Below are 25,597 nucleotides of genomic sequence, written 5' to 3' on the forward strand. Positions count from 1 at the left end.
AATGCATCGTTTTTTGATTATCCTTGCGGCCGGCGGCTCTGCGGCGCTGCTGTTGGGCGCGCTGGGGTTCCAATACATTGGCGAAATGCCGCCCTGTAAACTGTGCTATTGGCAGCGCTATCCGCATGCCGCCGCCGCAGGGATCGGCGTATTGGCGCTGATCATTCCGGGCGCGCTGCTGCCTTATCTGGGCGCGCTGGCGGCTCTGGCCACAGCAGGCATAGGCGCCTTTCACACCGGGGTTGAACGAGGCTGGTGGGAAGGTCCGTCCACCTGCACGTCCGGCCCGATTGGCGGGTTGTCTCCGGATCAGCTGCTGGACCAGATCATGGCCGCACCGCTGGTGCAATGCGATCAGGTGCCTTGGGAAATGCTGTCACTGTCAATGGCCAGCTGGAATGGCATTGCGTCCTTTGGTCTAGCACTGCTTTGGGTCGCAGCCGCCAACCATGCCCGCAAGCAGGGTTAACCTTATGGAAAGTTGAGGTGCGGCAGATAACCCATTGATTATCCCGCAGCCTCCCCAGGCATCAGCTGTCCTTTTTAGTGGCGAGCAGCAGGTTTGTCTCGCTGCTTACAATCCCTTCAAAGGTGCGGATCTTGGCCAAAGCCGTGTCCAGGGTTTCCAGGGTCTCGGTGCCAAGTTCAACAATCAAATCCCAGCGTCCATTAGTCGTGTGAATGGCCCGCACCTCCGGCAACCCCTGCAGCTGCCGGGTAATCCGGCTGGTGCCGCGGCCTTCGATTCCGATCAGCATCAGCCCGCGGACCGGATCCCGCAGCACGTCTTCCTTAAGCACCACGGTAAACCCCAGGATGTCGCCCCGCGCCTGCAACCGCTCGATCCGTGCCCGCACTGTGGTGCGTGACAGGTTCAGCTCCAGCGCCAGGTCCGACAGCGACGCCCGTGCGTTGTGCCGCAGGGCCGACACCAGCCGCTCATCCGTTTTGTCCATTTCATGCCTCAAATTGACCAACTGCCAACCTTTATGAACAAAATGAGTGCTGGAATCCATCACATATCGGAGGTTTTTAGTATGAAAGCTAAGTTTTTGAGAGGCCAAAATGGTGACATCGCAACATTGCATCCTCATTGGCGCCCCGGTGGACAGTGGAAAACGCCGGGCCGGCTGCCTGATGGGGCCCGACGCCTACCGCACTGCCGGGCTTGCACCCGCACTGGAAAGCCTTGGCCACACGGTCGAAGACCTGGGAAACCTGACGCCGGAGTCCCATACCCCCGACAGCAATGACGGGCTGGTTTTTGCCCGAAATGAAACAATCGGCTGGACCGCACGTCTGGCACAGGCGGCTGAAGACGCGCTTGAGTGCGGTCTGCCGGTGTTCTTGGGCGGGGATCATTCGCTTTCGCTTGGCTCCGTTGCCGGGGCCGCAAACTACGCTGCCAAGGCAGGCCGGCCGCTGTTTGTTCTGTGGCTGGACGCGCATACCGATTTCCACACGCCTGAAACATCGGACAGCGGCAACCTGCATGGAACACCTGTTGGTTATTTCACTGGACGCAAAGGGTTCGAGGGCTTTCCTAATGTCACCAACCCGGTGCCGCAGGAGAATGTCTGCATGATCGGCCTGCGGTCTGTCGACACCCAGGAACGGCTTGCCCTGGAAGACAGCTCTATCCGCACCCATGACATGCGCCACATCGATGAGAACGGCATTGCAGGCCCGCTGAACCGGTTTCTGGAACATGTCGCCCAAGCCAATGGCATGCTGCATGTCTCGCTGGACGTGGACTTCTTGGACCCGTCCGTCGCCCCGGCAGTTGGCACCACCGTTCCAGGTGGCGCCACGGTCCGCGAGGCGCATCTGGTTTGTGAAATCCTGCATGACTCTGGGCTGATGACCTCTTTGGATCTCGTGGAATTGAACCCGTTTCTGGATGAACGCGGACGCACTGCGCATTTGATGGTGGATCTCTGCGCTTCGGCCCTGGGCCGCCGCGTCTTTGACCGCCCGACACGGAGCTACCAGTGACCAGCCTGCAAGCCCCCTCTGCCGTGGTCATGATCCGGCCGCATCATTTCCGCTCAAACCCGGAAACAAAGGACGATAACGCCTTCCAAACGCTGGCAAATACTTCGGCTGAAACGGCATCTGCCCAGGCACTGGCAGAGTTCGACGGCGCCGTGGAAACCCTGCGCGGCACTGGTGTTACCGTGCATGTCTTTGACGACACCACCATCAACACACCGGACAGCGTTTTCCCGAACAACTGGTTTTCCACCCATGCCGGCGGCCATGTTGCTGTTTACCCGATGTTCGCTGAGAACCGGCGCAAGGAACGGCGCTGGGATGTGATCGAACTGCTGAAGCGGGACTACCGGGTTCAGGATGTGATCGATTACTCCGGTCTGGAACAGGACGGGCTGTCGCTGGAAGGCACCGGGGCCATGGTGCTCGACCACATCGGCCGCATTGCCTACACGGTGAAATCCAATCGCGCCGACCCGATCCTGCTGGAGCGGTTTTGCACCCATTTCAACTTTGAACCCATGGTGTTCGAAGCCAAAGATGAAGCCGGCCGCGACGTTTATCACACCAATGTTCTGATGGGGATCGGCACCGACTACGCGTTGATTTGCCTCGATATGATCGTTGATCCCGCGCGCCGTTCCCAAGTCGCCGCGCGGCTGGAGGAAACCGGCCGCAATGTGATTGATCTGACGCAGGATCAGATCGCCAATTTTGCCGGGAACGCGCTGGAACTCACTGGCAAGAAACGCATTCTTGCACTTTCTGCCAAGGCGCTGGACGCATTGCGGCCGGACCAGATTGCAGAAATCGAAAGGAGCGCAGAGCCGCTCCCCCTGACCATTCCGACCATAGAAACCGCAGGCGGGTCGGTGCGCTGCATGCTGGCAGGCATCCACCTCAGCCCCCGTGAAAGGATTTCCGCATGACACAGCCTTCGGAAAAAGCACTGGTGCCTTTTGTCAGCGTCGACAATATGATGCGCCTCGTTCATCACATCGGCGTCGAGCAGATTCTGCGCGATCTGGCAGGTTATGTGGAAGACGATTTCAAACGCTGGGAGCTGTTCGACAAGACCCCGCGTGTTGCCAGCCATTCGGATGTTGGCGTGATTGAGCTGATGCCAACTTCGGACGGCGAGGCCTATGGGTTCAAATATGTAAACGGCCATCCCAAGAACACGTCCGAAGGCCTGCAGACTGTCACCGCCTTTGGGCTGCTGGCAGATGTCTACACCGGCTATCCGGTGCTGCTGACCGAGATGACCATGCTGACCGCCTTGCGCACCGCGGCAACCTCAGCAATGGCTGCCAAGTATCTGGCACCAAAAGGGTCAACCACGATGGCGATGATCGGCAATGGCGCCCAGTCGGAATTCCAGACCCTGGCGATGAAAGCGATAATCGGCCTGAAATCCGTGCGCCTCTATGACAAAGACACCGCGGCAACCGCAAAATGCGCCAGGAATTTGGAAGGTCTGGGGGTTGAGGTTGTGTCCTGTAAAACGCCGGAAGAAGCCATTGAAGGGGCCCAGATCCTTACCACCTGCACCGCGGACAAGCAAAACGCCACCATCCTGACCGACAACATGGTCGGCAGCGGCGTGCATATCAACGCGATTGGCGGCGACTGTCCGGGCAAAACGGAATTGGCAGCCGGCATCCTCAGCCGCTCTGACGTCTTTGTCGAATACCCGCCGCAAACCCGGATCGAAGGCGAAATTCAGCAAATGCCGGAGGATTTTGCCGTCACTGAGCTGTGGGAGGTGATTTCAGGCCAAAAACAGGGCCGCACCGGTGACCGGCAGATCACGCTGTTCGACAGCGTCGGCTTTGCGATCGAGGATTTCTCGGCCTTGCGTTACATTCGCGACCGCATCAAAGGCACGGACTATTTCATCGACCTGGACATGCTCGCAGATCCGGACGATCCGCGCGATTTGTTTGGTATGCTCCAGCGCGCCAAAGGCTGACCCAATGCAAAGGCGGCCCGCTAAACTGAGGCCGCCGGCACCTCCGGCCTTTTCGCCTGATCACCGCACTTTTGGCCCTGCAGGCGACGCTCAAGGGGATCTGAGCAACCGCGCCTAACGTAGGCTGGTACACAGGTGAAAAGGCCGGACACCTTAACTTTCAATATCTTAAAAACTTTTCTTCAGGCGTCCAATTCGGTATCCCAGTAAAGGAAATCCATCCAGCTGTCATGCAGATGGTTCGGCGGAAACTTGCGTCCGGTATTGCGCAGCTCCTCTGCGCCTGGACGGCGCGGCGGTTTGCGCAAGGACATGCCAGCCCGATGCAGCGATTTCGAACCCTTCTTCAGGTTGCAGGGGCTGCAGGCCGCCACCACGTTTTCCCAGCTGGTCACCCCGCCGGCCGCACGCGGCACCACATGGTCAAAGGTCAGGTCGCCCTTGCTGCCACAGTACTGGCAGTGGAATTCATCCCTCAAAAACAAATTAAAGCGCGTGAAGGCCACGCGCTTTTGAGGTTTCACATAGTCTTTTAGAACCACCACAGAGGGTATTCGGATCTCGGTGCTGGGACTGTGCACCACCTCGTCGTACTCAGCCACAATCGCCACGCGGTCGAGCCAGGCCGCCTTGACCGCGTCCTGCCAGGACCACAAGGACAACGGGTAATAGGATAATGGCCGGTAGTCTGCATTCAGCACCAGCGCCGGGTGCTGTTTCAGCGCCCCCGGAGATCTGACAAACTCTGCTCTGAAATCGCCATCCATTGTGAACGTCTTCCTCGCACTGATCTTCCGTTTTCCGGAACCAGAGCGGGGAAACCGCCCCAGCTTTCATTTGACTATATCTCGTGGTTAGCGCCTGACAAGCCCTGATGATCCACAATATCTCGGGATCTATCTAAGCTGATTCCGTGACAAAGCGGTGAAAGTTATCCACAAGCCTGTTTTGCGTTCCCTCTTGCTCTGCCTGATTGGCCCGCCTATTGCCATGCCATGACCCGCCTGATCCGCTTCAACAAACCTTATGATGTGCTGCCCCAGTTTACCGACCGCGGCAGCCAGGGCAGCCCCCGTGCCACGCTGAGCAATTTCATTGACTGCCCCGGTGTTTATGCTGCAGGCCGTCTTGACCGGGACAGCGAAGGGCTGATGCTGCTAACAGACAACGGCCGGCTGCAGTCCTGGATCACCGATCCGAAACATAAAATGAACAAGACATATTGGGTCCAGGTCGAGGGCACGCCTGGCGCTGAGGCTCTCAAGTTGCTTACAGAAGGCATTGAACTTAAAGACGGAATGACGCTGCCAGCCAAAGCCCGGCTGATGGATGAGCCGCCGGGCCTTTGGGCCCGCACGCCGCCTGTCCGGATGCGCAAGACCGTCGCCGACAGCTGGATGGAACTAACAATCCGCGAGGGCCGCAACCGGCAGGTAAGGCGGATGACAGCTGCGGCCGGACACCCGACGCTGCGCCTGATCCGCTATAGCATCGGCGCTTGGACGCTGGAGGGGCTGGCGCAGGGGGCGTGGGACGACCTTGAACCGCCCCGGGTGCCAGGACCGCCCAAACCTTCTCAGAAACCACCGTGCCGCCCCAAGGCATCTGCGCCGCGATCACCGGCAAGTGACAGGCCGCGGCGGCGCTGATATTCTGTCAGCATGCCACCGCAAGCCCCTGCCCCCAAAGCCATTCTGGAAACTGCGCTATATGCCGATGATCTGGACGCGGCGGAAGAATTTTATGGCCGGATCCTGGGACTTGAGCGGATTCAACGGATCGGTGACAGGCATGTCTTCTTTCGCTGCGGAACTTCGGTATTGCTGATTTTCAACGCTCAGGAAACCATAAAGCCGCCCGGCAATCCGCGTTTGCCGGTGCCGCCGCATGGCAGCAGCGGCCCGGGGCACATATGTTTTGCCCAGCCGCGGGCAGACCTGCTTTTGATGCGCGGCCGTCTGGTGGCATCAGGAGTTGCAATAGAGGCTGAGTTCGACTGGCCCAGCGGAGCACGCTCCCTCTACTTCCGCGACCCCGCCGGAAACTCGATTGAAATCGCCGAGCCACAGCTCTGGGCGTTTTGAATTGGCTGCAGCGCGCCGGAAAATTTGAATTTTCCGGCCAAAATTCTTGCCAAGAATTTTGCGGGTCCGCCGGGCCCGGCCCGGAGCGCCTCATCTTTGATGGGGCGGCACCAGGGCGGGAAATCTTTGATCCGGCGTTACAGCCCCAGTTTATCGCGCATAAAGGCCAAGGCGACGCTTAAGCCATCCGGTGCGATGCCATGGCCAGTGCCCTTTTGAATATGCGCAAAGACATCCTGAAAACCGGCCTCCTGCAGAGCTTCCGCCGCTTCCGGCAAGGATTGCACCGGCACCACGTCGTCCTGATCTCCGTGCACCAGCAGGATCGGCATTTTGGACACGGCTTCGTCCTTGAGCAGTTCAGGCGCCAGCAGACGGCCGGAAAAGGCTACAATGCCGGCCACCGCGTCTTCGCGCCGTGGAGCAATCTGCAGGCTCATCATTGTGCCCTGGCTGAACCCGAACAGCACCACCTGTTCCGGCAGCACGTCCTCGTCCACCATCAGCGCATTCAGGAAGGCATTCAGATCTTCCTCGGCCGCCTGCATGCCACGCATGCTTTCCTCTTCCGAGGAGCCGTCGATCCAGGGGATCGGAAACCACTGGTAGCCCATCGGAGCGCCGGCACAGGCCTCAGGCGCGTCAGGCGCGACAAACAGCGTATCCGGCAAATGTTCAGCCAAAGGGTCCGCAAGCCCCAGCAGGTCGGCGCCATTGGCGCCATAGCCATGCAGGAACACCACAATCGAGCGGATATCGCCGGAGAGCGGCTCTTTGCGGCCGGCATTCAGTACACGAGTCATCGGATCCCTTCCCTGTCCTTCGCCACCCGGTAATAGGCCCAGAGAATGCGCGCCGCAACCGATCGCCAGGGCGACCAGTCTTCGGCCATTTGCCGCAGTTCCCGGTCCTTGGGGCGGGCCGGCAGATCAAACAGCACCCTTGCAGCCTCCTGCAAGGCCAGATCACCGTGGGCAAAAACATCGGCCCGGCCCAGCGAAAACATCGCATAAATCTCAGCAGTCCAAACCCCGATCCCCGGAACTTCGACCAGACGTGCAATCACTTCTGCATCCGGAACGTCACGCAAAGCTTTGAAATCAATGCGTGCCTCTGCCAGCGCACGGGCATAGCGGATCTTTTGGCGGCTGAGGCCCGCTGCGCGCAATTCCTCATCCGTGGCCCACAGTATCTTACGCGGCCCGGTGAGCCTGGCGGCCTTCATCCGGTTCCAGATCGCCTTGGCGGAGGCCACACTCACTTGCTGGCTGACAATTGCGCTCAACAGTTCGGCAAACCCGTCCGGCTTGCGGCGCAGCGGCAAAGGGCCGGTCAGTTTCAATGCATCGGCAAACCGGCTGTCCTGCGCGGCCAGCCATTCGGCGCCCTCCCTCACGCAGGCGTCGCATTGGATAATCCGTCCCGCCCCCGGCAGGATTGTCTGTCCATATGACGCCACGTTACCCCCTGATTGGCGGCGGTTGAAAGAAACCGTGATCACAAGGTCCAGCCCGCTGGCTTGCTCCTGCACATATTCACAGCTACGCATCCCACATGACCATGAGCATGACCACCCCCAGCGACGCCGTCGCCAAGAAAAACGTTGCCATCCTGGTGCTGGCCCAGGCGCTCCTCGGCGCCCAGATGCCGATGATCTTCATCGTCGGCGGCCTGGCCGGGCAGTCGCTGGCCTCGAACCCCTGTTTTGCCACCTTGCCGATCTCGCTGATCGTGGCCGGGTCGATGATGGCGGCCACCCCGGTCTCAGCCGTCATGCAGCGCTGGGGCCGCCGGGCCGGCTTTTTCGCAGGGGCGGCCTTTGGCGCCTTGGGCGGGCTGGTCGGGGCTTATGGGTTGTACCTTGGCTCCTTTCCGATCTTTCTGATCGGCAGCCTGCTGACTGGCGTTTATATGAGCGCGCATGGCTTTTACCGCTTTGCAGCAGCCGACACGGCGTCCGAGGCGTTCCGCCCCAAGGCGATCTCCTATGTCATGGCAGGCGGGCTTGCAGCGGCCATTATCGGCCCGCAACTTGTAAAGGCCACCAGCCAAGCCTTTGTTATTCCGTTCTTCGGCACCTACCTGGCGGTAATTGCCGTGAACGTTGTGGGGGCAGTATTGTTTCTGTTCCTCGACATCCCCAAACCGCCAGCCCCCAGCGCTGACAGCCCCAAAGGCCGCAGCCGGATGGAGCTGCTGAAAACTCCGGTCATTGCTGTTGCAGTGATTTGCGCAATGGTTTCTTACGCGCTGATGAACCTGGTGATGACCTCCACGCCGCTGGCGGTGGTGGGCTGCGGCTTTACCGAAGGCAATGCTGCCGACGTGGTCACCTCACATGTTCTGGCGATGTATGTGCCGTCCTTCTTTACTGGCCACTTAATCGCCCGCTTCGGTGTGGAAAAAATTATGGCGGCAGGCCTGGTGATCCTTGCCGGTGCCGGTGCTGTTGCCCTGCAAGGCGTTGAAATCGAAAACTTCTTCATCGCGCTTGTGCTTTTGGGCGTGGGCTGGAATTTCGGCTTTATCGGCGCCACAACCATGCTGGCCGGCGCACATGAAAGCTATGAGCGCGGCCGGATGCAGGGGCTGAATGACCTTTTGGTCTTTGGCGGAGTTACCATGGCGTCGCTGGCTTCGGGCGGGCTGATGAACTGTTCGGGCGGCAACCCGGCCGACGGCTGGAGCGCAGTGAACATGGCGATGGCGCCCTTCCTGGTGCTGGCCGGCGGCGCACTGGTGTGGCTGGTGATGCGCCCTAAAGAAGCCTGACATATTCTCCCGCAATAAAAGAAAAGGCGCCCAATCAGGCGCCTTTTTCCTTGATTTCTATCTACCAACGGCCAAGGACCGCACGCCTCATCAGGCCGGTTCTTCGCCGGAATTCGCTTTGCCCTAATGCCCCCTGCGCCACCCGCTCCGGCTGTTGCAGCGCCTGTTTCAGAAAGGCCTCTGCCTGCCAGCCTGCCAGCAACGCCCTGCCTGCCGGTTTTGAGACAGCGCTGCGGTCTGAGCGGGCTTTAGTCAAATGCTCCAAGCCTTTGCGCGCCAAAGCTTGCACACCTTCCAAGGTGCCATCCAGCAGCGGAATACGCTTCTGCGCCTCCAATTCCGGAATGGCGCGCAACCAATTGGCAATACCCGCTCCATAGGCGAAGCCCCTTACCACGGCTTCATCCGCCTGGCCTAGTGACGCCGCTGCCATCCACATCAGCGAACCGCTGGTGCGGTTAATGTAGCTATCAAATTCAGCTTCATCCCCAAAGGGATCCTTATATATATCCCAACGCCGCGCCTCGGCCATGCCGTCGATGCAGGCAGCCAGTTCCGGCTTCAGCAGCCGTCCCAATGGCGTGGCTGCATAGTGGCGGCGGACAGAACCCCCTTCGGCAATCTCGGCGCCTGCATCACGCCACCATTGCACCCGCATTTCGGCAATCATACTCTCCTGGCTGGCCCAGGGCGCCCGCGCCAGTTCGATATTGAAAGCATAGAGCGCAAACAGCAACGGCCGCGCCTGAACTGGCGCAGCCATCGTGGCCAAAAACCGGTCCGGGTCGCTTTTCTGGACCAGCTCGGCGCAGGCCGTCAAATCAGCGTCAAACGTCATCCGCCTGCCCGGCCCCGCCGTCATGGATCAGCTTCCAGCGGATCGCGTCCAGCAGCGCCTCAAACGACGCATCGATGATGTTCGGGCTGACGCCAACCGTGGACCAGCGGTGGCCCTGGCTGTCTTCGCTGTCAATAATAACCCGCGTCACAGCCTCGGTGCCGCCCTGGGTGATCCGCACTTTAAAATCCACCAGCCGCATATCTTCCAGCTGTGCAGAATAGCGCCCCAGGTCCTTGCTCAATGCCCGCGCCAGCGCGTTGACCGGACCACGATCGCTGCCGGTGTCATCAAGGGACTCACTGACAGACAGCCGCTTTTCGCCATCGACCTTAACCACCACAACCGCCTCTGACAGGCTGACCATCCGGTTGTACTTGTTTTTGCGCCGTTCGACGGTGACCTTATAGCGTTTGACTTCAAAGAATTCCGGCAGCTGCCCCAGCTCCTTGCGTGCCAGCAGTTCAAACGATGCCTGTGCGGTGTCATAGGAGTACCCCTCCGCCTCCCGCGCCTTAATCCGCTCCAAGATCAGTGCCAGCGCTGGATTGCCGGTCTCAACACTCAGGCCCGCATCGGTCAAACGCTTGCGCAGGTTCGACTGACCGGCCTGGTTCGACATCGGTATAACCCGCGCGTTGCCAACCTTGTCCGGCACAATGTGTTCATAGGTCGAAGGATCCTTGAGGATCGCGCTGGCGTGCAGCCCCGCCTTATGGGCAAAGGCCGAGGCCCCCACATAAGCCGCCTGCCGCACCGGAACGCGGTTCAGGATATCGTCCAGCATCCGGCTGATCCGGGTTAGGCCTTCCAAAGCTTCGTGGGTGACGCCTGTCTCAAACTGGCTGGCATAGGGTTCCTTCAATAGCAGTGTCGGGATCAGCGCAGTCAGGTTGGCATTGCCGCAGCGTTCACCCAAGCCGTTCAGTGTGCCCTGGATCTGGCGCGCGCCGGCCTCCACTGCCGCGAGCGAGCAGGCCACGGCATTTTCCGTGTCGTTATGCGTGTGTATGCCAAGTTTCTCACCTGGAATTCCGGCGGCAACAACCTCTGAAACGATTTGTTTCACTTCCGATGGCAGGGCGCCGCCATTGGTGTCGCACAGCACCACCCAGCGCGCCCCGGCCTCCAGTGCAGCCCGGCAAGCATCAAGCGCATAACCGGGGTTATCCTTGTAGCCATCAAAGAAGTGTTCGGCATCAAACAACGCCTCGCGCCCCTGCGCCACGATATGGGCGACCGATGCACGGATGTTTTCCAAGTTCTCATCCAGAGTGATCCCCAGCGCCTGGGTCACATGGTAGTCATGGCTCTTGCCCACCAGACACACCGCTGGCGTTCCGGCATTCATCACCGCCGCCAGAACATCATCGTTTTCCGCTGACCGTCCTGCCCGTTTGGTCATGCCAAAGGCGGTCATCGTGGCGCGTGTATCAGGCGCTTCGTTGAAAAACGCACTGTCGGTCGGGTTCGCCCCCGGCCAGCCGCCTTCGATGTAATCAACACCAAGTCCGTCAAGTGCCTGGGCAATCTGCTTTTTTTCTGCGGTTGAGAATTGCACCCCTTGGGTCTGCTGCCCATCCCGCAAGGTGGTGTCGTAGAGATAGAGGCGTTCTTTTGCCATCACAGCCCCTCCAACTTGGCCGGGTTGAAGCCAGCACCTGGTACCAGCTCGACACCTGCCTTGCTCATCCGCACTTCCAAACCCGCTTCAACAAAGGCCGCCTTCAATCGATCAACTTCAGAAAACTCCTTCGTTTCCATGGCTTTCTGACGCGCTTTGAACAGGCTTTCTTCATAGCCGGAGAGATCCATTGACGGTCCGGCAGCCCACGCACCCATCTCATCTGTCAACAGCCCCAGAAAATTGGCAGATGCCAGCAGACCGGCTGCGTCACCAGCTGCCGCCAGCTTGTGCAGCTCCGCAATGACACCAGCGGTATTCAGGTCATCCGCCAATGCCGCCAGAACCGCGGCAGCAGCGCTGGACGCGGGTTCGATGCCCGCGGTCAGCGCCCGCCACTTGCGCAGCGTCGCCTCGGCCTCTTTTGCCTTTTTGTCAGTCCAATCCATCGGTTTGCGATAGTGAGTCTGCAAAAACACAAGCCGGATCACCTCGCCGGGATAACCTTGATCCAGCAGGTCACGCACGGTGAAGAAGTTGCCCAGGCTCTTGGACATCTTCTTGCCTTCGACCTGCAGCATCTCGTTGTGCAGCCAATACCGCGCAAAACTATCGTCGCCATTGGCGCAGCAGCTTTGCGCAATTTCATTCTCGTGGTGCGGGAACATCAGATCATTGCCGCCGCCGTGAATGTCAAAGGTCTCGCCCAGAAGCTCATAAGACATCGCCGAGCATTCGATGTGCCAGCCCGGCCGTCCGCGACCCCAGGGACTGTCCCAGCCTGGCAAGTCATCAGTGGAAGGCTTCCACAGCACAAAATCCATCGGGTTCTTTTTGTAGGGCGCCACTTCCACCCGCGCACCAGCAATCATGTCGTCCACCGACCGGCCCGACAGTTTGCCGTACGACTCTTTCCAGCTGTCGACTGCAAACAGCACATGACCTTCAGCCGCATAGGCGTGGCCCTTGGCGATCAGGTCGTCGATCATCGCCACCATCTGCGGGATGTATTCGGTTGCGCGCGGCATGTGGTTGGGCTGCAGCGCGCCAAGTTCACCCATGTCATCCAGGAACCACTGCGTGGTTTCCGCGGTGATCTCACCGATCGGACGTCCGCTTGCGGCGGCGCGCGCGTTTATCTTGTCGTCCACATCGGTGAAGTTCCGAGCGTAAGTCACTTCTCCCGCTCCATAAACCTCACGAAGTAGACGATAAAGCACATCAAATACCACCACTGGGCGCGCATTGCCCAGATGCGCCCGGTCATAGACCGTGGGACCGCAGACATACATCCGCACATTGCTGGCGTTGATCGGCTCAAAGACCTCCTTCTTGCGGGTCTTCGTATTCTGCAGCTTGATCTCTATGTCCATGGTACCCATGCCCGGTTCCTCTCCCATGCCCAGCCAAAAACGGCCGGCATCACCCGTTGCGCGCAGCGCGGGCTTAGCAACTTGTCAGAGAAATGAAAACGACAGAAACCGGCCCGCTGATATGTCAGCAGGTAATGCAGCAGTTAATGATGGTGCAATTTTGGTTCATGCAGGATGCTTAGCACGGGACATTCAGCCCGCCAAGCCTTTTGCCTCAAACGGCAACGACCGCCCGGTCCGTCTTGGGCCCGGACCGGGCGGCCCAGGGCGCGGCGGAACAGGAGTGCCGCGCCCGTAATTTTGGCAGGCTTAGAACTTGAAGGATGCGCGCAGCGATACCGAAGTGGCATCCGCCCCCACGCCCGAATTGCCGAACTGGTCGAACTCATGCTCCAGCACTTCGCCGCCGATTTGCCACTGGTCGGTCACCTGATAGGCAATGCCGACACCGTAGAACTCGCCGGTTTCACTCCCCAGCGAGCTGTCAGCTTCGGCCACGCCACCGGTCACATATGCCAGCACATTGCCAAAGTCATAGCCGGCCTTCACCTTGGCACGGGCAACCGAGTCAACAGTCGCACCGCCGCCCAGATCCAGGTCGGTTGCATCATATTCCAGTTCGCCGCCCAATACGAAACGGCCGAAATCATGGTTGTAGCCGCCGTGAATACCATAAGCGGTATCGTCTCCGGAGGCGCCGTTGCTGGCGTCTGCATCCAGCTGGCCGACCTGGCCACCCAGGTAGAAACCGGTCCAGTCGCCGCCATCATTGGCCACCGGAACAGGCGCCGGAGCTGGAGCGGGTTCAATTACCGGATCACTTACATTGCCGGCAAAGGCCGCACTGCCCATTACGGCGGCGATGGCTGTCATAGCTACGAAACGAGTCATTCAGACTTCTCCTTTTGCAGTCCCGGCGCAAGCTGTGCGCCGTTGTCAGCTACAAAAGGGTTCTGCACAGGAACTTCCAGAGCCGCGTTGATCACGCCTGCTGAACTGGCAGTGACTGGCCGAAAACCCTCGGACACGTGCGTCTTTCCGCCGGAATCCGCAGGCAGGAAATTGCCAAGCCATTGAAAACCGGCCTCCCCGGTCCTAGTGGCGGCAACGCTGCCGAATGTTCAAAAGACCGGGTCAGAACCGGAAAGCGGCACTCACCGACAAGGTCTCCCCGCGCGGGCTGGCAGTGCCGTCCCTTGGTCCGGCCTCGTGGTGAAGCAATTCTCCGGTCACCTGCAGCGCACGGTTCAACGAAACCCGCATGCCCAGGCCAAACAGCGGTCCATGCCGCGATCCGCTGGACGTTTCTGCCTGTACCCTGCCCAGGGTCACAAAACCGGTTGCAGGGCCAAAGTCATAACCCGCGTGCAACCGCAGCTGACGGGTTTCTTCCGCATGCACCGCTTGTGTCAGCAGGCCTGACTGCTCCATCGAGACAGTGCCTGCTAGGATCATTCCCCCCAGATGGCGGCCATAGGCAAATTGGAAGGAGCGTGTTTCACTTGTTGGTCTGCTGCCAGTTGCAGCAGCGGCCTGGCCTGTGAAACCGGAGGGCAACGGCCGCCATTCTTCTGCGGCAGATGTCTGAGAAATCAGAGCCGCCGCCGCAAATACCGCAGCTAGAGAGCACCTGTGTCTGGCCTTTTTAACCATCGGCATGTGGCTGTGCCTTTTTGAAATGCGCTGGATCAGCGCTCCATCCCCAGGATAACCAGTATAGCCATTAATGCTTAATATTTGGTTCCCGAACGCACTTTGCCAACAATGAACCACTGCGTGAAGCGTTAAAAATCGAGATTACAGCATTAAAAATGATGACATTTTAGGAAAAAGCTTGCGGCTTCTCAGGCCTCATGGCGTCCTCTGCTCAAATGAAAAACATGTCGTTTTTTTCACCAAGGTCGCTATTGTGCTAGAAACGACGCAAAAGCGTGCCAATTTGCAGGGAACTGAACAGGAGTCCGCATGCAAGGTGAACGCTGCCATGTCAGCCTTATCTGCCGCACCATCGGTGCGGCACGGGGCCGTGCGGCAAGGGGCCGGCCGCAGTGAGTTGACGTTTCAACACTTCAACTCACTCCTTCTGAAAGGCTCACAGAATGAACGATCAAGCCTCCCCGTCCCGCGCCGCCCGTAGCGGAGGGCGTAATGCCCGCCGTGCAGCCCGCGCCGCTGCATTGCCGGAACACCTGCGCCCGGTCCGCCCCGGCATGGAATCCACTGCGCTGAAGTTGCTCAGCCAGGCAGATATGGAAAAAATCCATGAGACCGCTCTGACCGCGCTGGAAGAAATCGGTCTTGCCGACGCGCCGCAAAGCGGTATCGATTATCTGACTTCTGTCGGCTGCGTGCTGGGGGATGACGGCCGCATCCGGTTCCCGCGCGCGCTGGTCGAAGACACCATCACCAAGGCAAACCGCTCCGTCACCTTGTACAGCCGGGATGGCAAGTCTGACCTGCAGTTGTCTGGCGGCCGGGTTCACTATGGCACTGCTGGGGCCGCGGTCAGCGTGGTCGACGTCCACGGCAAGGAATACCGTGATTCAACTGTGCAGGATCTGCACGACGCTGCGCGCATCTGTGATCAGCTGGACAATATCCACTTTGTCCAACGTCCGATGGTATGCCGCGACATCCCCGACAATCTTGAGATGGACCTGAACTCCATCTACGCGACCACCGCAGGCACGACCAAACATGTCGGCGTCTCTTTTAGCGAACCGGATTTCGTGAAGCCGGGACTGGAATTGCTGCACATGATTGCGGGCGGCGAAGACAAGTGGCGCGAGCGGCCTTTTGTGTCGAACTCGAACTGCTTTGTGGTGCCTCCCATGAAGTTTGCAACCGAATCCTGTGAAGTGATGGAGGAATGCATCAAAGGCGGTATGCCGGTGCTGCTGCTGTCGGCAGGCATGGCCGGGGCAACCGCCCCTTCGTCCATCGCCGGCGCCATCACCCAGGCGGTTGCAGAATGCCTCGCCGGCCTGGTTTATGTTAACGCTGTAAGTCCTGGTGCACCCGCTATTTTCGGCACTTGGCCCTTTGGTCTTGATCTGCGTACCGGTGCGATGTCCGTGGGCTCCGGCGAACAGGCGTTGCTGACTGCAGGCTGTGCTCAGATGCATAAATTTTACAACCTGCCGGGCGGTGCCGCGGCTGGCGCATCGGATTCCAAACTGCCGGATATGCAGGCCGGCTGGGAGCAGATGTGCTCTGCGGTCATGGCGGGGCTTTCCGGCCTCAACATGGCCTATGAAGCCGCCGGAATGCATGCGTCACTGCTGGGGTTCTGCCTTGAATCGCTGATTTTGGACAACGATCTGCTCGGCCAGGCACAGAGATGCGTTCGCGGCATTGAGGTGAACGATGAAACCCTCGCTCTGGACCAGATGCGCGCCACGTGCATGGGCGGGCCTGGCCACTACCTGGGCACCGATCAAACCCTCAGCCGGATGCAGGTCGATTATGTCTACCCGGATCTGGGTGACCGGACATCTCCCAAGGAATGGGTGGAGCTTGAAAAGCCTGACCTGATCCAAAAGGCTATTGCCAAGAAGGAGAAGATCCTGTCCCAGCGCGCATCCGCTCGGTTTGATGCCGCAACCGACATGGCAATCCGCGAGACGTTCAACATCCACCTTCCGGCTTAACCCGACATTCCAGATGCGCTGATACGGGCCGGAATTTTCCGGCCCGTCTTTTGTGACCAGCACAAAATCAGCACGCCTGGCTCGGGAACTCAGGGCGTTTTCCTGCCCCCTCAGCTATCTCAGCCAGTAAGTTAAGAAAATTTTCACAAAGCACTTTTGTCACACCCAATATGATGATAACCTTTTATTAACACGCGAAATTTTTCAGGTCTCCTCGCCTGAATACGGCGATCAGCCTGCAAAAACGCGCCTGTATTTGAGCAAAATGACTTTGAATAACTGCAAAGGTGTCTGCATTTGACCTGGCGTTAAGCGGGTTGACTTTGCGAAACTGCAAGGTGCTAGGTTTTTAGCCTCATTTGCGATCGGTTTCACTTCTGCAAGGCAGGGGCAAATGATCACCTGACAATCATTATAGAATGCCGATAGGAATTATTAAAATTAACCATCAGATGAACTTTTTCCGAAATTCTTTAAGGTTCTGACCCTCTACCCGCCTGCTCAATCAACACTTTCGGATCCAAAACTGCTGGCGCGTTTCGCACTACACCCCTGCCAGCCTTTGCGGAACTCCCGGTGTGCAGCCATGTTGCGGAAATGCATTTCAATAATGCGATAATGCAGCGCAGGGACAATTTCCCGCGCTGCTTGCTATGCTTAGAAGAAAGCCTGCAATCCGGTCTGAGCCCGGCCCAGGATCAAGGCATGCACGTCGTGGGTGCCCTCATAAGTGTTCACTGTCTCCAGGTTCACCATGTGGCGGATCACGTTGAACTCCAGGCTGATGCCGTTGCCACCGTGCATATCCCGCGCCATGCGGGCGATATCCAAAGCCTTGCCGCAGTTATTGCGTTTTATAATCGAGATCATTTCCGGCGCCGCATTGGCAGCATCCATCAGCCGCCCAACCTGCAATGATGCCTGCAGACCCAAAGTGATTTCCGTCTGCATGTTCGCCAGTTTCAGCTGAAACAGCTGGGTGTTGGCCAGCGGACGCCCGAATTGCGTGCGATCCAGGCCATATTGCCGGGCGGCGTGCCAGCAAGCCTCAGCCGCGCCCATTGCGCCCCAGCTGATGCCATAACGCGCGCGGTTCAAACAGCCGAAAGGACCTTTGAGCCCTTGAACATGCGGCAGCAACGCATCCTCGCCGACCTCAACACCGTCCATGACGATCTCACCAGTAATGGACGCGCGCAGGCTGGCCTTATTTTTTATTTTTGGCGCGCTCAGACCTTTCAAGCCCTTCTCCAGCACAAAACCGCGGATCTTGCCGCCATGGGCTTCGGATTTTGCCCAGACAACAAAGACATCAGCGATAGGCGCGTTGGAAATCCACATTTTGGAGCCGGTCAGACGGTAACCGCCTTCGGTCTTTTCAGCCCGGGTTTTCATACCGGCGGGATCAGAACCCGCGTCCGGTTCAGTAAGACCGAAACAACCGATCCATTCGCCGGTAGCAAGCTTGGGCAGGTATTTCCGGCGCTGTTCTTCGCTTCCGTATGCGTAAATCGGATACATCACCAGCGAACTTTGCACCGACATCATTGAGCGGTAACCGCTGTCGACGCGCTCCACCTCGCGGGCGACCAGGCCATATGACACATAGCCGCCGCCAAGCCCGCCGTATTCCTCCGGGATGGTGGTGCCCAACAGACCCATCCCGCCCATCTCGCGGAAAATTTCCGGATCAGTTTCCTCGTTTTCATAAGCGCTTAGCACTCGAGGTTGAAGTTTTTCCTGAGCATAGGCGCGGGCCGAGGCGGTGATCATCCGCTCGTCTTCAGTCAGCTGGTCCTCCAACCGCAACGGGTCTTCCCAATTGAAACGGCCCAGGTCCGGGGCATCTTTGGCGCGCAGGGCAGGTTTGTCAGTCATCTTGTCACCTCAGTGGTTCGCGAATTGGGCAAACCCTAACGCGAGGTGAACGGAAAAAACAGCGAGACTTTCGCAACAAACCATGACAAACACTCATACATGACTGTGCCGCGTAAATTCCTGCCCTCGATCTCCTCGCTGCGCGCGCTGGAGGCAGTGGACCGGCTGGGCAGCGCTTCGGCGGCTGCAGATGAATTGGCGTTGACACAAGGGGCCGTCAGCCGCCAGCTGCAGACGCTGGAACGGCAATTGGGGATGGAACTGGTGCAACGGCACCAGAAGCGGCTGGCCTTGACCACAGAGGCCCAGGATTACGCCGCCGAGATCCGCCAGGCATTGAACCAGATTGTGCAATCCACCCTTCGTTTACAGGCCGCGCCGCTGACCGGGTCGCTCAATCTGGCAATCCTGCCTGCCTTTGGCATGCGCTGGCTGATGCCGCGGCTGCCGGAATTTGCCCGGCTGCACCCGGATGTGACCATCAACATGGCGACCCGGCTGGAACCTTTCAACTTCGCCACTGAACCCTTTGATGCAGCGATACATTTTGGGGATGCGTCCTGGTCGGGCACGCAATCGCTGCTTTTGAAGCACGAGCAGCTTTTGCCGGTCTGTGCACCGCTGCTTCTGGAAGGGCGCAGCATTGATGAGGTCAAAGACATCCTGAAGCTGCCGCTGTTGCACATTCAAACCAGAACAAGCGCCTGGACCGATTGGTTTGAGCAGAATGGTATTGAAGCTGGTGCCAGCCTGGGCGGTACGATCTATGATCAATTCGCAACCATCACCCAGGCTGCGCTGCATGGGTTGGGTGTCGCCTTGATGCCGGATTATCTGGTCGAGCAGGATCTGGCGACAGGCCGCCTGGTGGCGCTGCATCCGGAGCCGGTGGAAACCGAAGGCGCCTATTACCTGGTCTGGCCGGAGCGGAAATCCAACGCGCCGGCGCTGATGAAGTTCCGCACCTGGCTGGCCGGGAAAGCCCAACCCGAAGACCCGCTGCCGCGCTAAAATCAGGGGGGCCATGCGTGCCCCCCCTTTACGCCATCCGTGTCCCCTGGTGCCGGTTCAGCCCAGATTTCAGCCTAAGGCGTAGCCAGCGCCGCGCACCGTACGAACGGGATCGTTGCCGCCGTGCTGGGTGAGCGCCTTGCGCAATCGGCCGATGTGGACGTCGACGGTGCGGGTGTCGACGTAGATGTCACGGCCCCAGACGCGATCCAGCAGCTGTTCACGGCTCCACACCCGGCCCGGTTTTTCAATGAAAGTGGAGAGCAGGCGGAATTCGGTCGGTCCCAGCTTGAGCGGATTGCCGCCCCGGCTGACCTTGTGGGTTTCGGCGTCCAGTACGATATCATCATATTCCAGCCGCACACCCACGGTAGAGGGCCGCACCCGGCGCAGCTGGCTGCGCACGCGGGCCATAAGCTCCGCCACCGAATAGGGCTTCACAACGTAATCGTCGGCGCCGGTTTCCAGGCCGCGCACCTTGTCCACTTCTTCGGACCTCGCGGACAGCATGATAACCGGGATATTGCGGGTTTCCGCGCGGGTCTTGAGGCGGCGGCACACTTCAATGCCGCTGAGGTTGGGCATCATCCAATCGAGGATGATCATATCCGGCATGTCCTCCTCAACCATCAGCAAGGCTTCCTCGCCGTCCTTGGCCCTGAGCACACGAAAACCGTCCGCTTCAAGGTTATAGGCCAGCACTTCCCGTTGTGCCATTTCGTCTTCTACAACCAGAACAGTGGGCTGATCGGCAGCCATTGGTCAGATCTCCTGCGGTGTGGTTGAGGTGGTGTCGAACTTCTTGCGGTCTTCCTCCGGCTTCTCGCCGGTGACCAGATAGATCACCTGCTCTGCAATCGCGGTCACATGGTCGCCCATGCGTTCAGTGTTTTTTGCGATGAAATGCAAGTGCATACAGGCCGAAATGTTGCGCGGGTCTTCCATCATGTGGGTCAGAAATTCGCGGAACAGGGCGTTGTACATCTGATCCACATCGCGGTCGCGCTCTATCACGTCGCGGGCCAGTTCCACGTCGCGCTGGATATAGGAATCAAGCGCGTCCTTCAACATCCGCTCTACCTCGCGCGCCATCCGGCGCAGGGCGGCGGCGCCTTCGCTGGTGTTCGGCCCCTGAGCCAGCACTGTGGTGCGCTTGGCCATGTTTTTCGCATAGTCGCCAATGCGTTCCAGGTTGCCGGCGATCTTCATCACCGACAGCACCAGCCGCAGATCGGAAGCCGCCGGAGCACGCAGCGCGATCAGCCGGGCGGTTTCCTCGTTGATCAATTCTTCCAGCCCGTCAATGGCCTTGTCGCCCTGGCGCACAGTCAGGGCCAGTTCCTCATCGCGGGTTTCAAGCGCCTTGGCGGCTTCGCGGATAGCGTCCTCGACCAGGCCGCCCATTTTCATGATCCGGGCCTGGATTGCCTCCAGGTCACGGTCGAAAGCAGATGCAATATGCTGTGCAGTCATTTGTTTTTCCTAAAGATCAGCCGATCCGGCCGGTAATGTAGCTCTCGGTGCGCGGATCTTCGGGATTGGTGAAGATCTGGCCGGTGGGACCGAATTCCACCAGATTGCCGAGGTGGAAGAAGGCGGTCTTCTGGCTGACGCGCGCGGCCTGCTGCATCGAGTGGGTGACGATCACCACCGAATACTGGCTGCGCAGTTCGTCGATCAGCTCTTCGACCTGCGCAGTCGCGATGGGGTCCAGCGCCGAACAGGGTTCGTCCATCAGCAGTACTTCGGGTTCAGTGGCTACAGCGCGGGCGATGCACAGGCGCTGCTGCTGGCCGCCGGACAGGCCGGTACCAGGGGCATCAAGGCGGTCTTTCACCTCGTCCCAGATGGCTGCGCGGCGCAGGGATTTTTCAACGATTTCATCCAGTTCCGCCTTGTTCTTGGCAAGGCCGTGAATGCGCGGGCCATAGGCCACGTTGTCATAGATCGATTTCGGAAACGGGTTCGGCTTCTGGAACACCATGCCGACCTTGGCGCGCAGCTGTACCGGGTCGACGCGACGGTCATAGATATCCTCGCCATCCAGCAGGATGTCGCCCTTCACGCGGCAGATATCAATGGTATCGTTCATCCGGTTCAAACAGCGCAGGAAGGTCGACTTGCCACAGCCCGAGGGGCCGATAAAGGCGGTGACGGTCTTGTCCTCGATCTCGACATTCACGTCTTTGATCGCGTGGCTGTCGCCGTAGTGGACGTTGACGTCCTTGGCGGCGATTTTGATTTTCTGTGTGTCCACGGTGTTTTCCATCAAGGTCATGTCGTTCATTGCACTATGCCCCCTTACCAGCGGCGTTCAAAGCGGCGGCGCAGGATCACGGCGAAAGTGTTCATGGTCACCAGGAAGATGAGAAGGATGATGATGCCGCCCCAGGCGCGTTCATAGAACGCCGGGTCGGCGCGTTTGGCCCATTCGTAGATCTGCGCGGGCATGGCGGAGTTCGGCGCCAGCAGGCCGTCGGCAATCGTTTCCGGCGCGTTGGAGGCGATGAATCCGACCATGCCGATCAGCAGCAGCGGCGCGGTCTCGCCCAGTGCCTGCGCCAGGCCGATGATGGTGCCGGTCAGGATGCCCGGTGCGGCCAGCGGCAGCACGTGGTGAAACACCGCCTGCATTTTGGACGCCCCGACACCCAGCGCGGCGTCACGGATCGACGGCGGCACCGATTTCAGCGAGGCGCGGGTGGAGATGATGATGGTCGGCAGAGTCATCAGTGTCAGCACCAGCCCGCCCACCAAGGGGGCCGAGGTCGGCAAGTGCATGTAGTTGATGAACACCGCAAGGCCGAGGATACCGAACACGATGGAGGGCACCGCGGCGAGGTTGGAGATGTTCACCTCGATCATGTCGGTGAGCCAGTTTTGCGGCGCGAATTCCTCAAGGTAGATCGACGCGGCCACACCAATCGGCAGCGCCAGCGCCAGCACCACCAGCATCATGAACAGCGACCCCAGCATTGCAACGCCGATACCGGCGGCCTCGGGGCGGGCATCGGAAGCATCGGCACCGGTGATGAAGTCGAGGTTGAAGGTTTTTTCCAGCACCCCGGCAGCAGCCAAAGCGTCAACAAGATCAAGCTGCTCGGCCGAGATGTTCTTGTCGTTGACGATGCTGTCGCGGGTCACCCGGCCCTTCAGGTAGCCGTCAACTCGGCCTGAGGCGAGGAAGCGGAATTCAACCGTTTGGCCGATCTGGTCCGGGTTGGCGATGACAAAATCGCGCAGCTGGGCGGCGACGTCCTTGGACAGGATGCCGGCCAGTTCCTTGGATTTGAGGCTGGTCTCAATGCCCAGCTCCGCTACGGCGGCCTCCATCGCGCCCTTGATGATCGGGGCATAACCGAAGGTGGTGACCTTCTTGATATCGGCCAGGTCGCGGTTGCCCTTCTTGTCGAGCTTGCCTTCCAGCAGGTCCACTTTCAGGGTGACAAATGTCTGCTGGAACGCACCGGTGCCCTTGCCGACGATGGTGGTCACCAGGATCGCCAGCATCAGCAGGCCGGCAGCGATGGCAGCAATACCATAAGCCTTGAACCGGGTTTCTGCCGCGTTGCGCTTTTTGGTATGCGGGGTTTGCTCCAGCAGCGAGCCGCCGTGTTTGCGCTGCGCGGAGGGGGATTGGCTGAGATCGGTCATCAGTCGTACTGCTCCCGGTATTTGCGCACGATATAGAGCGCCAGGACGTTCAGGCCGAGGGTCAGGACAAACAGGGTCAGACCCAGGGCAAAGGCAACCAGCGTTTCGGGGCTGGCAAAGTCGGTGTCACCGGTCAGCTGACTGACGATGCGGGTGGTGATCGTGGTCATTGACTCCAGCGGGTTGGCAGAGAACTTGGCAATCGCCCCAGCCCCCATCACCACGATCATGGTTTCACCAATGGCGCGTGAGGCCGCCAGCAGCACCGCGCCGACAATGCCCGGCAGCGCCGCCGGTATCACCACCTGGCGCACGGTTTCAGATTTGGTAGCGCCGAGGCCCAAGGAGCCGTCGCGCATTGCCTGCGGCACCGCATTGATGATGTCATCGGACAGCGAGGAGACAAAGGGGATCAGCATAATGCCCATCACCAACCCGGCAGTCAGCACCGAAGTGGCACCGGCCATCCACTCGACCCCCAAGAGGCCGCCCTTGCCAAAGAGGTCCGCCAGTGCCGGACCAACGGTCAGCAGCGCAAACAGGCCGTAAACGATGGTCGGGATACCGGCGAGGATCTCCAGCAGCGGTTTGGCAAAGGCCCGTACAGTGCCGCTGGCGTATTCCGACAGATAGATGGCTGCAAACAGGCCAACCGGCACCGCCACCAAAAGGGCGATAAAGGAGATATAGAGCGTACCCCACAACAGCGGCAGGATCGACAGCTCACTGTCGCCGCGGAAGTTGGGCGCCCAGGTGGAGCCGAAGAAGAAGTCCGTCCAACTGTGCAGGCCAAAGAAGTTTTTGGTTTCAAACAGCATCGACAGAACGATGCCGATGGTAGTCAGGATCGCCAGCGAGGCGGCAAGGATCAGCAGCGCCAGAATGGCCCGCTCCACCACATTCCGGGCACGGAAGTCCTTGTGGCTGCGGCTGTAGGCCCAAGCGAAACCGCCAAAGGCCAGCAGCGCGACAACCACGGTCATGGCGGTCCGACCGGTGTGCGATAGGTTGCGGTAGGTTTGGGCCGCCGTCAGGACTTCGGGCTGCACGTCCGAGCCAAGGGCCACGCCGACCTCACCCAGCAGGGAACGCACGTTCTGTTCGCCACTGCTGATGTCGCGCGCCTGGCGGGCGGTCAACAGCCCCTGTTCTACTGCACTGTCCAGCCCCTCGGCGACGCGGCGCACGTCGCTCATCACCAGGCCCAGGGTGGAATTTTCCGGAACCGCTTCAGCCGGGATTGTGCCGGAGACACGGGTCTCGATGAACATCGGCTGCGCCAGAAGCCAGATGGCCAGCGCCGTGACGGCCGGGACAAAGGCGGCCATCGCAACATGGTAGCCGTAATATGACGGCAGCGAGTGCAGGTCCCTCACATCACCGTTTGCAGTGGCAATCGCGCGGCGGCGGCCGCCGTAAAAGCCAGCGGCAGACAGTGCGAGCAGGAGGGCAACAAGCCAGAAAGTGGGCATGAAAAGCTCCGGTTTGGCGGTGGCGTATTTGCTGCGGCAGCCCTGCCGCGGAAAGAAAGCGCCGGGGCGGATGGCTCCGCCCCGGCGGGGGTCAATCGCACACAGGGCGTCTTAGGAGTTGCCGCCCATCACGGCCTCGTTGGAAACAGATTCCTGAGTGTCCGCCAGTTCCGGGTCGGCAACCAGACCGTATTCGGCCAGCGGGCCGTCTTCGCCGGCAACTTCGTCAGCCACGAAGAATTCAGCATATTCCTTCAGGCCCGGGATCACGCCGATGTGCGCCTTCTTCACGTAGAAGAACAGCGGGCGGGAGACCGGGTATTCGCCGGTTGCGATGCTTTCGGTCGAAGGCACGATGCCGGACATGGTGGCAACTTGCAGCTTGTCGGTGTTGTTCTCATAGAACGCCAGGCCAAAGACGCCGATACCGTCCTTGTTGCTTTCAATGCGGGCCAGGGTCTCGGTGTAGTCGCCGTCAATATCGACCGATTTGCCGTCGGTGCGCAGGGCGATACAGGCTTTCTCGGCTGCTTTCTTCTTGGCCTTGTCACTATCCCCTTCGGCGTGGGCCAGCAGGTGCTCAAACGCGCCGGTGGCTTCGCAGCCGGCCAGGATCACCTTGTCCTCAAAGACTTCGCGGGTGCCGTGTTTGGTGCCCGGAACAAAGGCCTGGATGTCGACAGCCGGGAAGTTGGCGTTCACGTCGGCCCAGGTTGTGTTCGGGTTGTCGACCAGTTCGCCGTCGACCATGATCTTGTCGGACAGCGCCAGAAACCAGTCGGTAGGGGTGTACTCAAAAGAATTGGCGTTGATGTCCGAGGCAAAAACGATGCCGTCATAGCCGATACGGACCTCGATGATGCCGGTCACGCCGTTTTCGGCGCAGGCGGCGATTTCCTTGTCCTTGATCTTGCGCGACGCATTGGCGACGTCGATGGTGTTCTCGCCCACGCCTTCGCAGAACCGCTTGAGACCAGCGGAGGAGCCGCCGGATTCCACAACCGGGGTCGGGAAATCGAAGTTTTCGCCAAAGGCTTCTGCCACGATCGAAGCATAGGGCAGAACGGTCGACGAACCGGCAACCTGCACCTGGTCGCGGGCAGCTGCTGCGGTGGCTGATACGGCGGCGATAGCCAGGGTGGAAGCGGTCAGTTTCACAAAGGACATTTGTGTCTCCAAGAGTTTCTAAGTTCGATCACCCCGTCGATGATCTAGGCCCCTCGTAGAAGCCGCTGATGAGCCTTTTGTGACGGCAGTGTAACAGCTGCATGACAAAC

25 protein-coding genes are annotated in these 25,597 nt (G+C 59.6%); 9 read left to right on the plus strand and 16 right to left on the minus strand.

The window, feature by feature from the left end; all coding sequences use genetic code 11:
• The first annotated feature begins 1 nt into the window (after window position 1).
• On the plus strand, window positions 2-469 hold the full coding sequence (locus tag K3555_RS09540) for a disulfide bond formation protein B (RefSeq protein WP_260008287.1): 468 nt from the start codon (window positions 2-4) through the stop codon (window positions 467-469).
• A gap of 61 nt (window positions 470-530) precedes the next feature.
• Here the strand turns inward: K3555_RS09540 and K3555_RS09545 are convergent, their stop codons facing one another.
• Complete coding sequence (locus tag K3555_RS09545) at window positions 531-956, minus strand: Lrp/AsnC family transcriptional regulator (RefSeq protein WP_027258961.1); 426 nt, start codon at window positions 954-956, stop codon at window positions 531-533.
• A 112-nt stretch (window positions 957-1,068) separates the two neighbouring features.
• Between K3555_RS09545 and rocF the strand changes: the two genes are divergently transcribed.
• The 3 genes from rocF to K3555_RS09560 are packed head-to-tail and all read left to right on the plus strand — an operon-like array spanning window position 1,069 to window position 3,964.
• Window positions 1,069-1,995: an arginase gene (rocF, locus tag K3555_RS09550; protein ID WP_259999586.1), complete on the plus strand. Its 927-nt coding sequence runs from the start codon at window positions 1,069-1,071 to the stop codon at window positions 1,993-1,995.
• On the plus strand, window positions 1,992-2,921 hold the full coding sequence (gene ctlX, locus K3555_RS09555; protein WP_260008288.1) for a citrulline utilization hydrolase CtlX: 930 nt from the start codon (window positions 1,992-1,994) through the stop codon (window positions 2,919-2,921). The genes rocF and ctlX overlap by 4 nt, the downstream gene beginning before the upstream one ends.
• On the plus strand, window positions 2,918-3,964 hold the full coding sequence (locus K3555_RS09560) for an ornithine cyclodeaminase (RefSeq protein ID WP_134829868.1): 1,047 nt from the start codon (window positions 2,918-2,920) through the stop codon (window positions 3,962-3,964). Before ctlX ends, K3555_RS09560 begins: the two co-directional genes overlap by 4 nt.
• Window positions 3,965-4,146: 182 nt before the next feature.
• Here K3555_RS09560 and K3555_RS09565 read toward each other — a convergent pair whose 3' ends face one another.
• Entirely contained in the window at window positions 4,147-4,731 is a 585-nt protein-coding gene (locus tag K3555_RS09565; RefSeq protein ID WP_129370889.1) for an HNH endonuclease, read from the minus strand.
• A gap of 228 nt (window positions 4,732-4,959) precedes the next feature.
• Here K3555_RS09565 and K3555_RS09570 point away from each other — a divergent pair, with 228 nt between their 5' ends.
• On the plus strand, window positions 4,960-5,613 hold the full coding sequence (locus K3555_RS09570; RefSeq protein ID WP_260008290.1) for a pseudouridine synthase: 654 nt from the start codon (window positions 4,960-4,962) through the stop codon (window positions 5,611-5,613).
• A 12-nt stretch (window positions 5,614-5,625) separates the two neighbouring features.
• Complete coding sequence (locus K3555_RS09575; protein ID WP_259992182.1) at window positions 5,626-6,048, plus strand: VOC family protein; 423 nt, start codon at window positions 5,626-5,628, stop codon at window positions 6,046-6,048.
• Between the two features lie 137 nt (window positions 6,049-6,185).
• Here the strand turns inward: K3555_RS09575 and K3555_RS09580 are convergent, their stop codons facing one another.
• Together K3555_RS09580 and K3555_RS09585 are read right to left on the minus strand one after the other, a co-directional pair.
• Window positions 6,186-6,851, minus strand: a complete 666-nt coding sequence (locus K3555_RS09580; RefSeq protein ID WP_129370886.1) for an alpha/beta hydrolase — start codon at window positions 6,849-6,851, stop codon at window positions 6,186-6,188.
• Window positions 6,848-7,507 carry a DNA-3-methyladenine glycosylase 2 family protein gene (locus K3555_RS09585; RefSeq protein ID WP_311200034.1) on the minus strand — a complete coding sequence of 220 codons (660 nt, stop codon included), beginning with the start codon at window positions 7,505-7,507 and terminating at the stop codon, window positions 6,848-6,850. The genes K3555_RS09580 and K3555_RS09585 overlap by 4 nt, the downstream gene beginning before the upstream one ends.
• A gap of 95 nt (window positions 7,508-7,602) precedes the next feature.
• Here K3555_RS09585 and K3555_RS09590 point away from each other — a divergent pair, with 95 nt between their 5' ends.
• Window positions 7,603-8,820: an MFS transporter gene (locus tag K3555_RS09590; protein WP_260008291.1), complete on the plus strand. Its 1,218-nt coding sequence runs from the start codon at window positions 7,603-7,605 to the stop codon at window positions 8,818-8,820.
• A gap of 61 nt (window positions 8,821-8,881) precedes the next feature.
• Here K3555_RS09590 and K3555_RS09595 read toward each other — a convergent pair whose 3' ends face one another.
• The 5 genes from K3555_RS09595 to K3555_RS09615 form a co-directional block, all read right to left on the minus strand.
• Window positions 8,882-9,658, minus strand: a complete 777-nt coding sequence (locus K3555_RS09595; RefSeq protein WP_260008292.1) for a squalene/phytoene synthase family protein — start codon at window positions 9,656-9,658, stop codon at window positions 8,882-8,884.
• A complete protein-coding gene (gene cimA, locus K3555_RS09600; protein ID WP_260008293.1) occupies window positions 9,648-11,282 on the minus strand; it encodes a citramalate synthase in 1,635 nt (544 codons plus the stop codon). Before cimA ends, K3555_RS09595 begins: the two co-directional genes overlap by 11 nt.
• Window positions 11,282-12,664: a cysteine--tRNA ligase gene (cysS, locus tag K3555_RS09605; protein WP_260008294.1), complete on the minus strand. Its 1,383-nt coding sequence runs from the start codon at window positions 12,662-12,664 to the stop codon at window positions 11,282-11,284. Before cysS ends, cimA begins: the two co-directional genes overlap by 1 nt.
• Window positions 12,665-12,964: 300 nt before the next feature.
• Window positions 12,965-13,546: an outer membrane protein gene (locus K3555_RS09610; RefSeq protein ID WP_129370880.1), complete on the minus strand. Its 582-nt coding sequence runs from the start codon at window positions 13,544-13,546 to the stop codon at window positions 12,965-12,967.
• Window positions 13,547-13,789: 243 nt separating this feature from the next.
• Window positions 13,790-14,110, minus strand: coding sequence for a hypothetical protein (locus tag K3555_RS09615; RefSeq protein ID WP_260008295.1), 321 nt, complete (start codon window positions 14,108-14,110; stop codon window positions 13,790-13,792).
• A gap of 644 nt (window positions 14,111-14,754) precedes the next feature.
• Between K3555_RS09615 and K3555_RS09620 the strand changes: the two genes are divergently transcribed.
• Complete coding sequence (locus tag K3555_RS09620; protein WP_260008296.1) at window positions 14,755-16,305, plus strand: trimethylamine methyltransferase family protein; 1,551 nt, start codon at window positions 14,755-14,757, stop codon at window positions 16,303-16,305.
• Window positions 16,306-16,962: 657 nt separating this feature from the next.
• Here K3555_RS09620 and K3555_RS09625 read toward each other — a convergent pair.
• Window positions 16,963-18,183 carry an acyl-CoA dehydrogenase gene (locus K3555_RS09625; protein ID WP_260008297.1) on the minus strand — a complete coding sequence of 407 codons (1,221 nt, stop codon included), beginning with the start codon at window positions 18,181-18,183 and terminating at the stop codon, window positions 16,963-16,965.
• A 99-nt stretch (window positions 18,184-18,282) separates the two neighbouring features.
• Between K3555_RS09625 and K3555_RS09630 the strand changes: the two genes are divergently transcribed.
• On the plus strand, window positions 18,283-19,194 hold the full coding sequence (locus K3555_RS09630) for a LysR family transcriptional regulator (RefSeq protein WP_260008298.1): 912 nt from the start codon (window positions 18,283-18,285) through the stop codon (window positions 19,192-19,194).
• A 69-nt stretch (window positions 19,195-19,263) separates the two neighbouring features.
• On the opposite strand, the gene phoB is transcribed toward K3555_RS09630, so the two are convergent.
• The 6 genes from phoB to K3555_RS09660 form a co-directional block, all read right to left on the minus strand.
• Window positions 19,264-19,953 carry a phosphate regulon transcriptional regulator PhoB gene (gene phoB, locus K3555_RS09635; RefSeq protein WP_259992203.1) on the minus strand — a complete coding sequence of 230 codons (690 nt, stop codon included), beginning with the start codon at window positions 19,951-19,953 and terminating at the stop codon, window positions 19,264-19,266.
• A gap of 3 nt (window positions 19,954-19,956) precedes the next feature.
• Window positions 19,957-20,667 (minus strand): phosphate signaling complex protein PhoU, encoded by a 711-nt coding sequence (gene phoU / locus K3555_RS09640; protein ID WP_259992205.1) that lies wholly within the window; start codon window positions 20,665-20,667, stop codon window positions 19,957-19,959.
• Between the two features lie 16 nt (window positions 20,668-20,683).
• A complete protein-coding gene (pstB, locus tag K3555_RS09645) occupies window positions 20,684-21,481 on the minus strand; it encodes a phosphate ABC transporter ATP-binding protein PstB (RefSeq protein ID WP_259992206.1) in 798 nt (265 codons plus the stop codon).
• Window positions 21,482-21,495: 14 nt separating this feature from the next.
• A complete protein-coding gene (gene pstA, locus K3555_RS09650; RefSeq protein ID WP_260008299.1) occupies window positions 21,496-22,848 on the minus strand; it encodes a phosphate ABC transporter permease PstA in 1,353 nt (450 codons plus the stop codon).
• The gene (pstC, locus tag K3555_RS09655) at window positions 22,848-24,320 is read right to left on the minus strand and encodes a phosphate ABC transporter permease subunit PstC (RefSeq protein ID WP_260008300.1); all 1,473 of its coding nucleotides are present in this window, start codon (window positions 24,318-24,320) and stop codon (window positions 22,848-22,850) included. The genes pstA and pstC overlap by 1 nt, the downstream gene beginning before the upstream one ends.
• A 111-nt stretch (window positions 24,321-24,431) precedes the next feature.
• Window positions 24,432-25,487 carry a substrate-binding domain-containing protein gene (locus tag K3555_RS09660; RefSeq protein WP_259992212.1) on the minus strand — a complete coding sequence of 352 codons (1,056 nt, stop codon included), beginning with the start codon at window positions 25,485-25,487 and terminating at the stop codon, window positions 24,432-24,434.
• Between the last annotated feature and the right edge of the window lie 110 nt (window positions 25,488-25,597).

Origin of the sequence: Leisingera sp. M527 (assembly GCF_025141525.1) — a bacterium.
In the GTDB taxonomy this organism is placed as follows: domain Bacteria; phylum Pseudomonadota; class Alphaproteobacteria; order Rhodobacterales; family Rhodobacteraceae; genus Leisingera.

Bases quoted from the DNA above. Each gene is read 5' to 3' on its own strand.
- K3555_RS09620 (WP_260008296.1), top strand. From the start codon at position 14,755: ATGAACGATCAAGCCTCCCCGTCCCGCGCCGCCCGTAGCGGAGGGCGT.
- pstA (WP_260008299.1), bottom strand. From the start codon at position 22,848: ATGACCGATCTCAGCCAATCCCCCTCCGCGCAGCGCAAACACGGCGGC.
- K3555_RS09540 (WP_260008287.1), top strand. From the start codon at position 2: ATGCATCGTTTTTTGATTATCCTTGCGGCCGGCGGCTCTGCGGCGCTG.
- pstC (WP_260008300.1), bottom strand. From the start codon at position 24,320: ATGCCCACTTTCTGGCTTGTTGCCCTCCTGCTCGCACTGTCTGCCGCT.
- K3555_RS09560 (WP_134829868.1), top strand. From the start codon at position 2,918: ATGACACAGCCTTCGGAAAAAGCACTGGTGCCTTTTGTCAGCGTCGAC.
- K3555_RS09565 (WP_129370889.1), bottom strand. From the start codon at position 4,731: ATGGATGGCGATTTCAGAGCAGAGTTTGTCAGATCTCCGGGGGCGCTG.
- K3555_RS09595 (WP_260008292.1), bottom strand. From the start codon at position 9,658: ATGACGTTTGACGCTGATTTGACGGCCTGCGCCGAGCTGGTCCAGAAA.
- phoU (WP_259992205.1), bottom strand. From the start codon at position 20,667: ATGACTGCACAGCATATTGCATCTGCTTTCGACCGTGACCTGGAGGCA.
- K3555_RS09575 (WP_259992182.1), top strand. From the start codon at position 5,626: ATGCCACCGCAAGCCCCTGCCCCCAAAGCCATTCTGGAAACTGCGCTA.
- K3555_RS09615 (WP_260008295.1), bottom strand. From the start codon at position 14,110: ATGATCCTAGCAGGCACTGTCTCGATGGAGCAGTCAGGCCTGCTGACA.
- K3555_RS09580 (WP_129370886.1), bottom strand. From the start codon at position 6,851: ATGACTCGTGTACTGAATGCCGGCCGCAAAGAGCCGCTCTCCGGCGAT.
- K3555_RS09625 (WP_260008297.1), bottom strand. From the start codon at position 18,183: ATGACTGACAAACCTGCCCTGCGCGCCAAAGATGCCCCGGACCTGGGC.
- K3555_RS09590 (WP_260008291.1), top strand. From the start codon at position 7,603: ATGACCATGAGCATGACCACCCCCAGCGACGCCGTCGCCAAGAAAAAC.
- K3555_RS09545 (WP_027258961.1), bottom strand. From the start codon at position 956: ATGGACAAAACGGATGAGCGGCTGGTGTCGGCCCTGCGGCACAACGCA.
- K3555_RS09660 (WP_259992212.1), bottom strand. From the start codon at position 25,487: ATGTCCTTTGTGAAACTGACCGCTTCCACCCTGGCTATCGCCGCCGTA.
- cysS (WP_260008294.1), bottom strand. From the start codon at position 12,664: ATGGGTACCATGGACATAGAGATCAAGCTGCAGAATACGAAGACCCGC.
- K3555_RS09630 (WP_260008298.1), top strand. From the start codon at position 18,283: ATGACTGTGCCGCGTAAATTCCTGCCCTCGATCTCCTCGCTGCGCGCG.
- pstB (WP_259992206.1), bottom strand. From the start codon at position 21,481: ATGAACGACATGACCTTGATGGAAAACACCGTGGACACACAGAAAATC.
- K3555_RS09570 (WP_260008290.1), top strand. From the start codon at position 4,960: ATGACCCGCCTGATCCGCTTCAACAAACCTTATGATGTGCTGCCCCAG.
- cimA (WP_260008293.1), bottom strand. From the start codon at position 11,282: ATGGCAAAAGAACGCCTCTATCTCTACGACACCACCTTGCGGGATGGG.
- K3555_RS09610 (WP_129370880.1), bottom strand. From the start codon at position 13,546: ATGACTCGTTTCGTAGCTATGACAGCCATCGCCGCCGTAATGGGCAGT.
- phoB (WP_259992203.1), bottom strand. From the start codon at position 19,953: ATGGCTGCCGATCAGCCCACTGTTCTGGTTGTAGAAGACGAAATGGCA.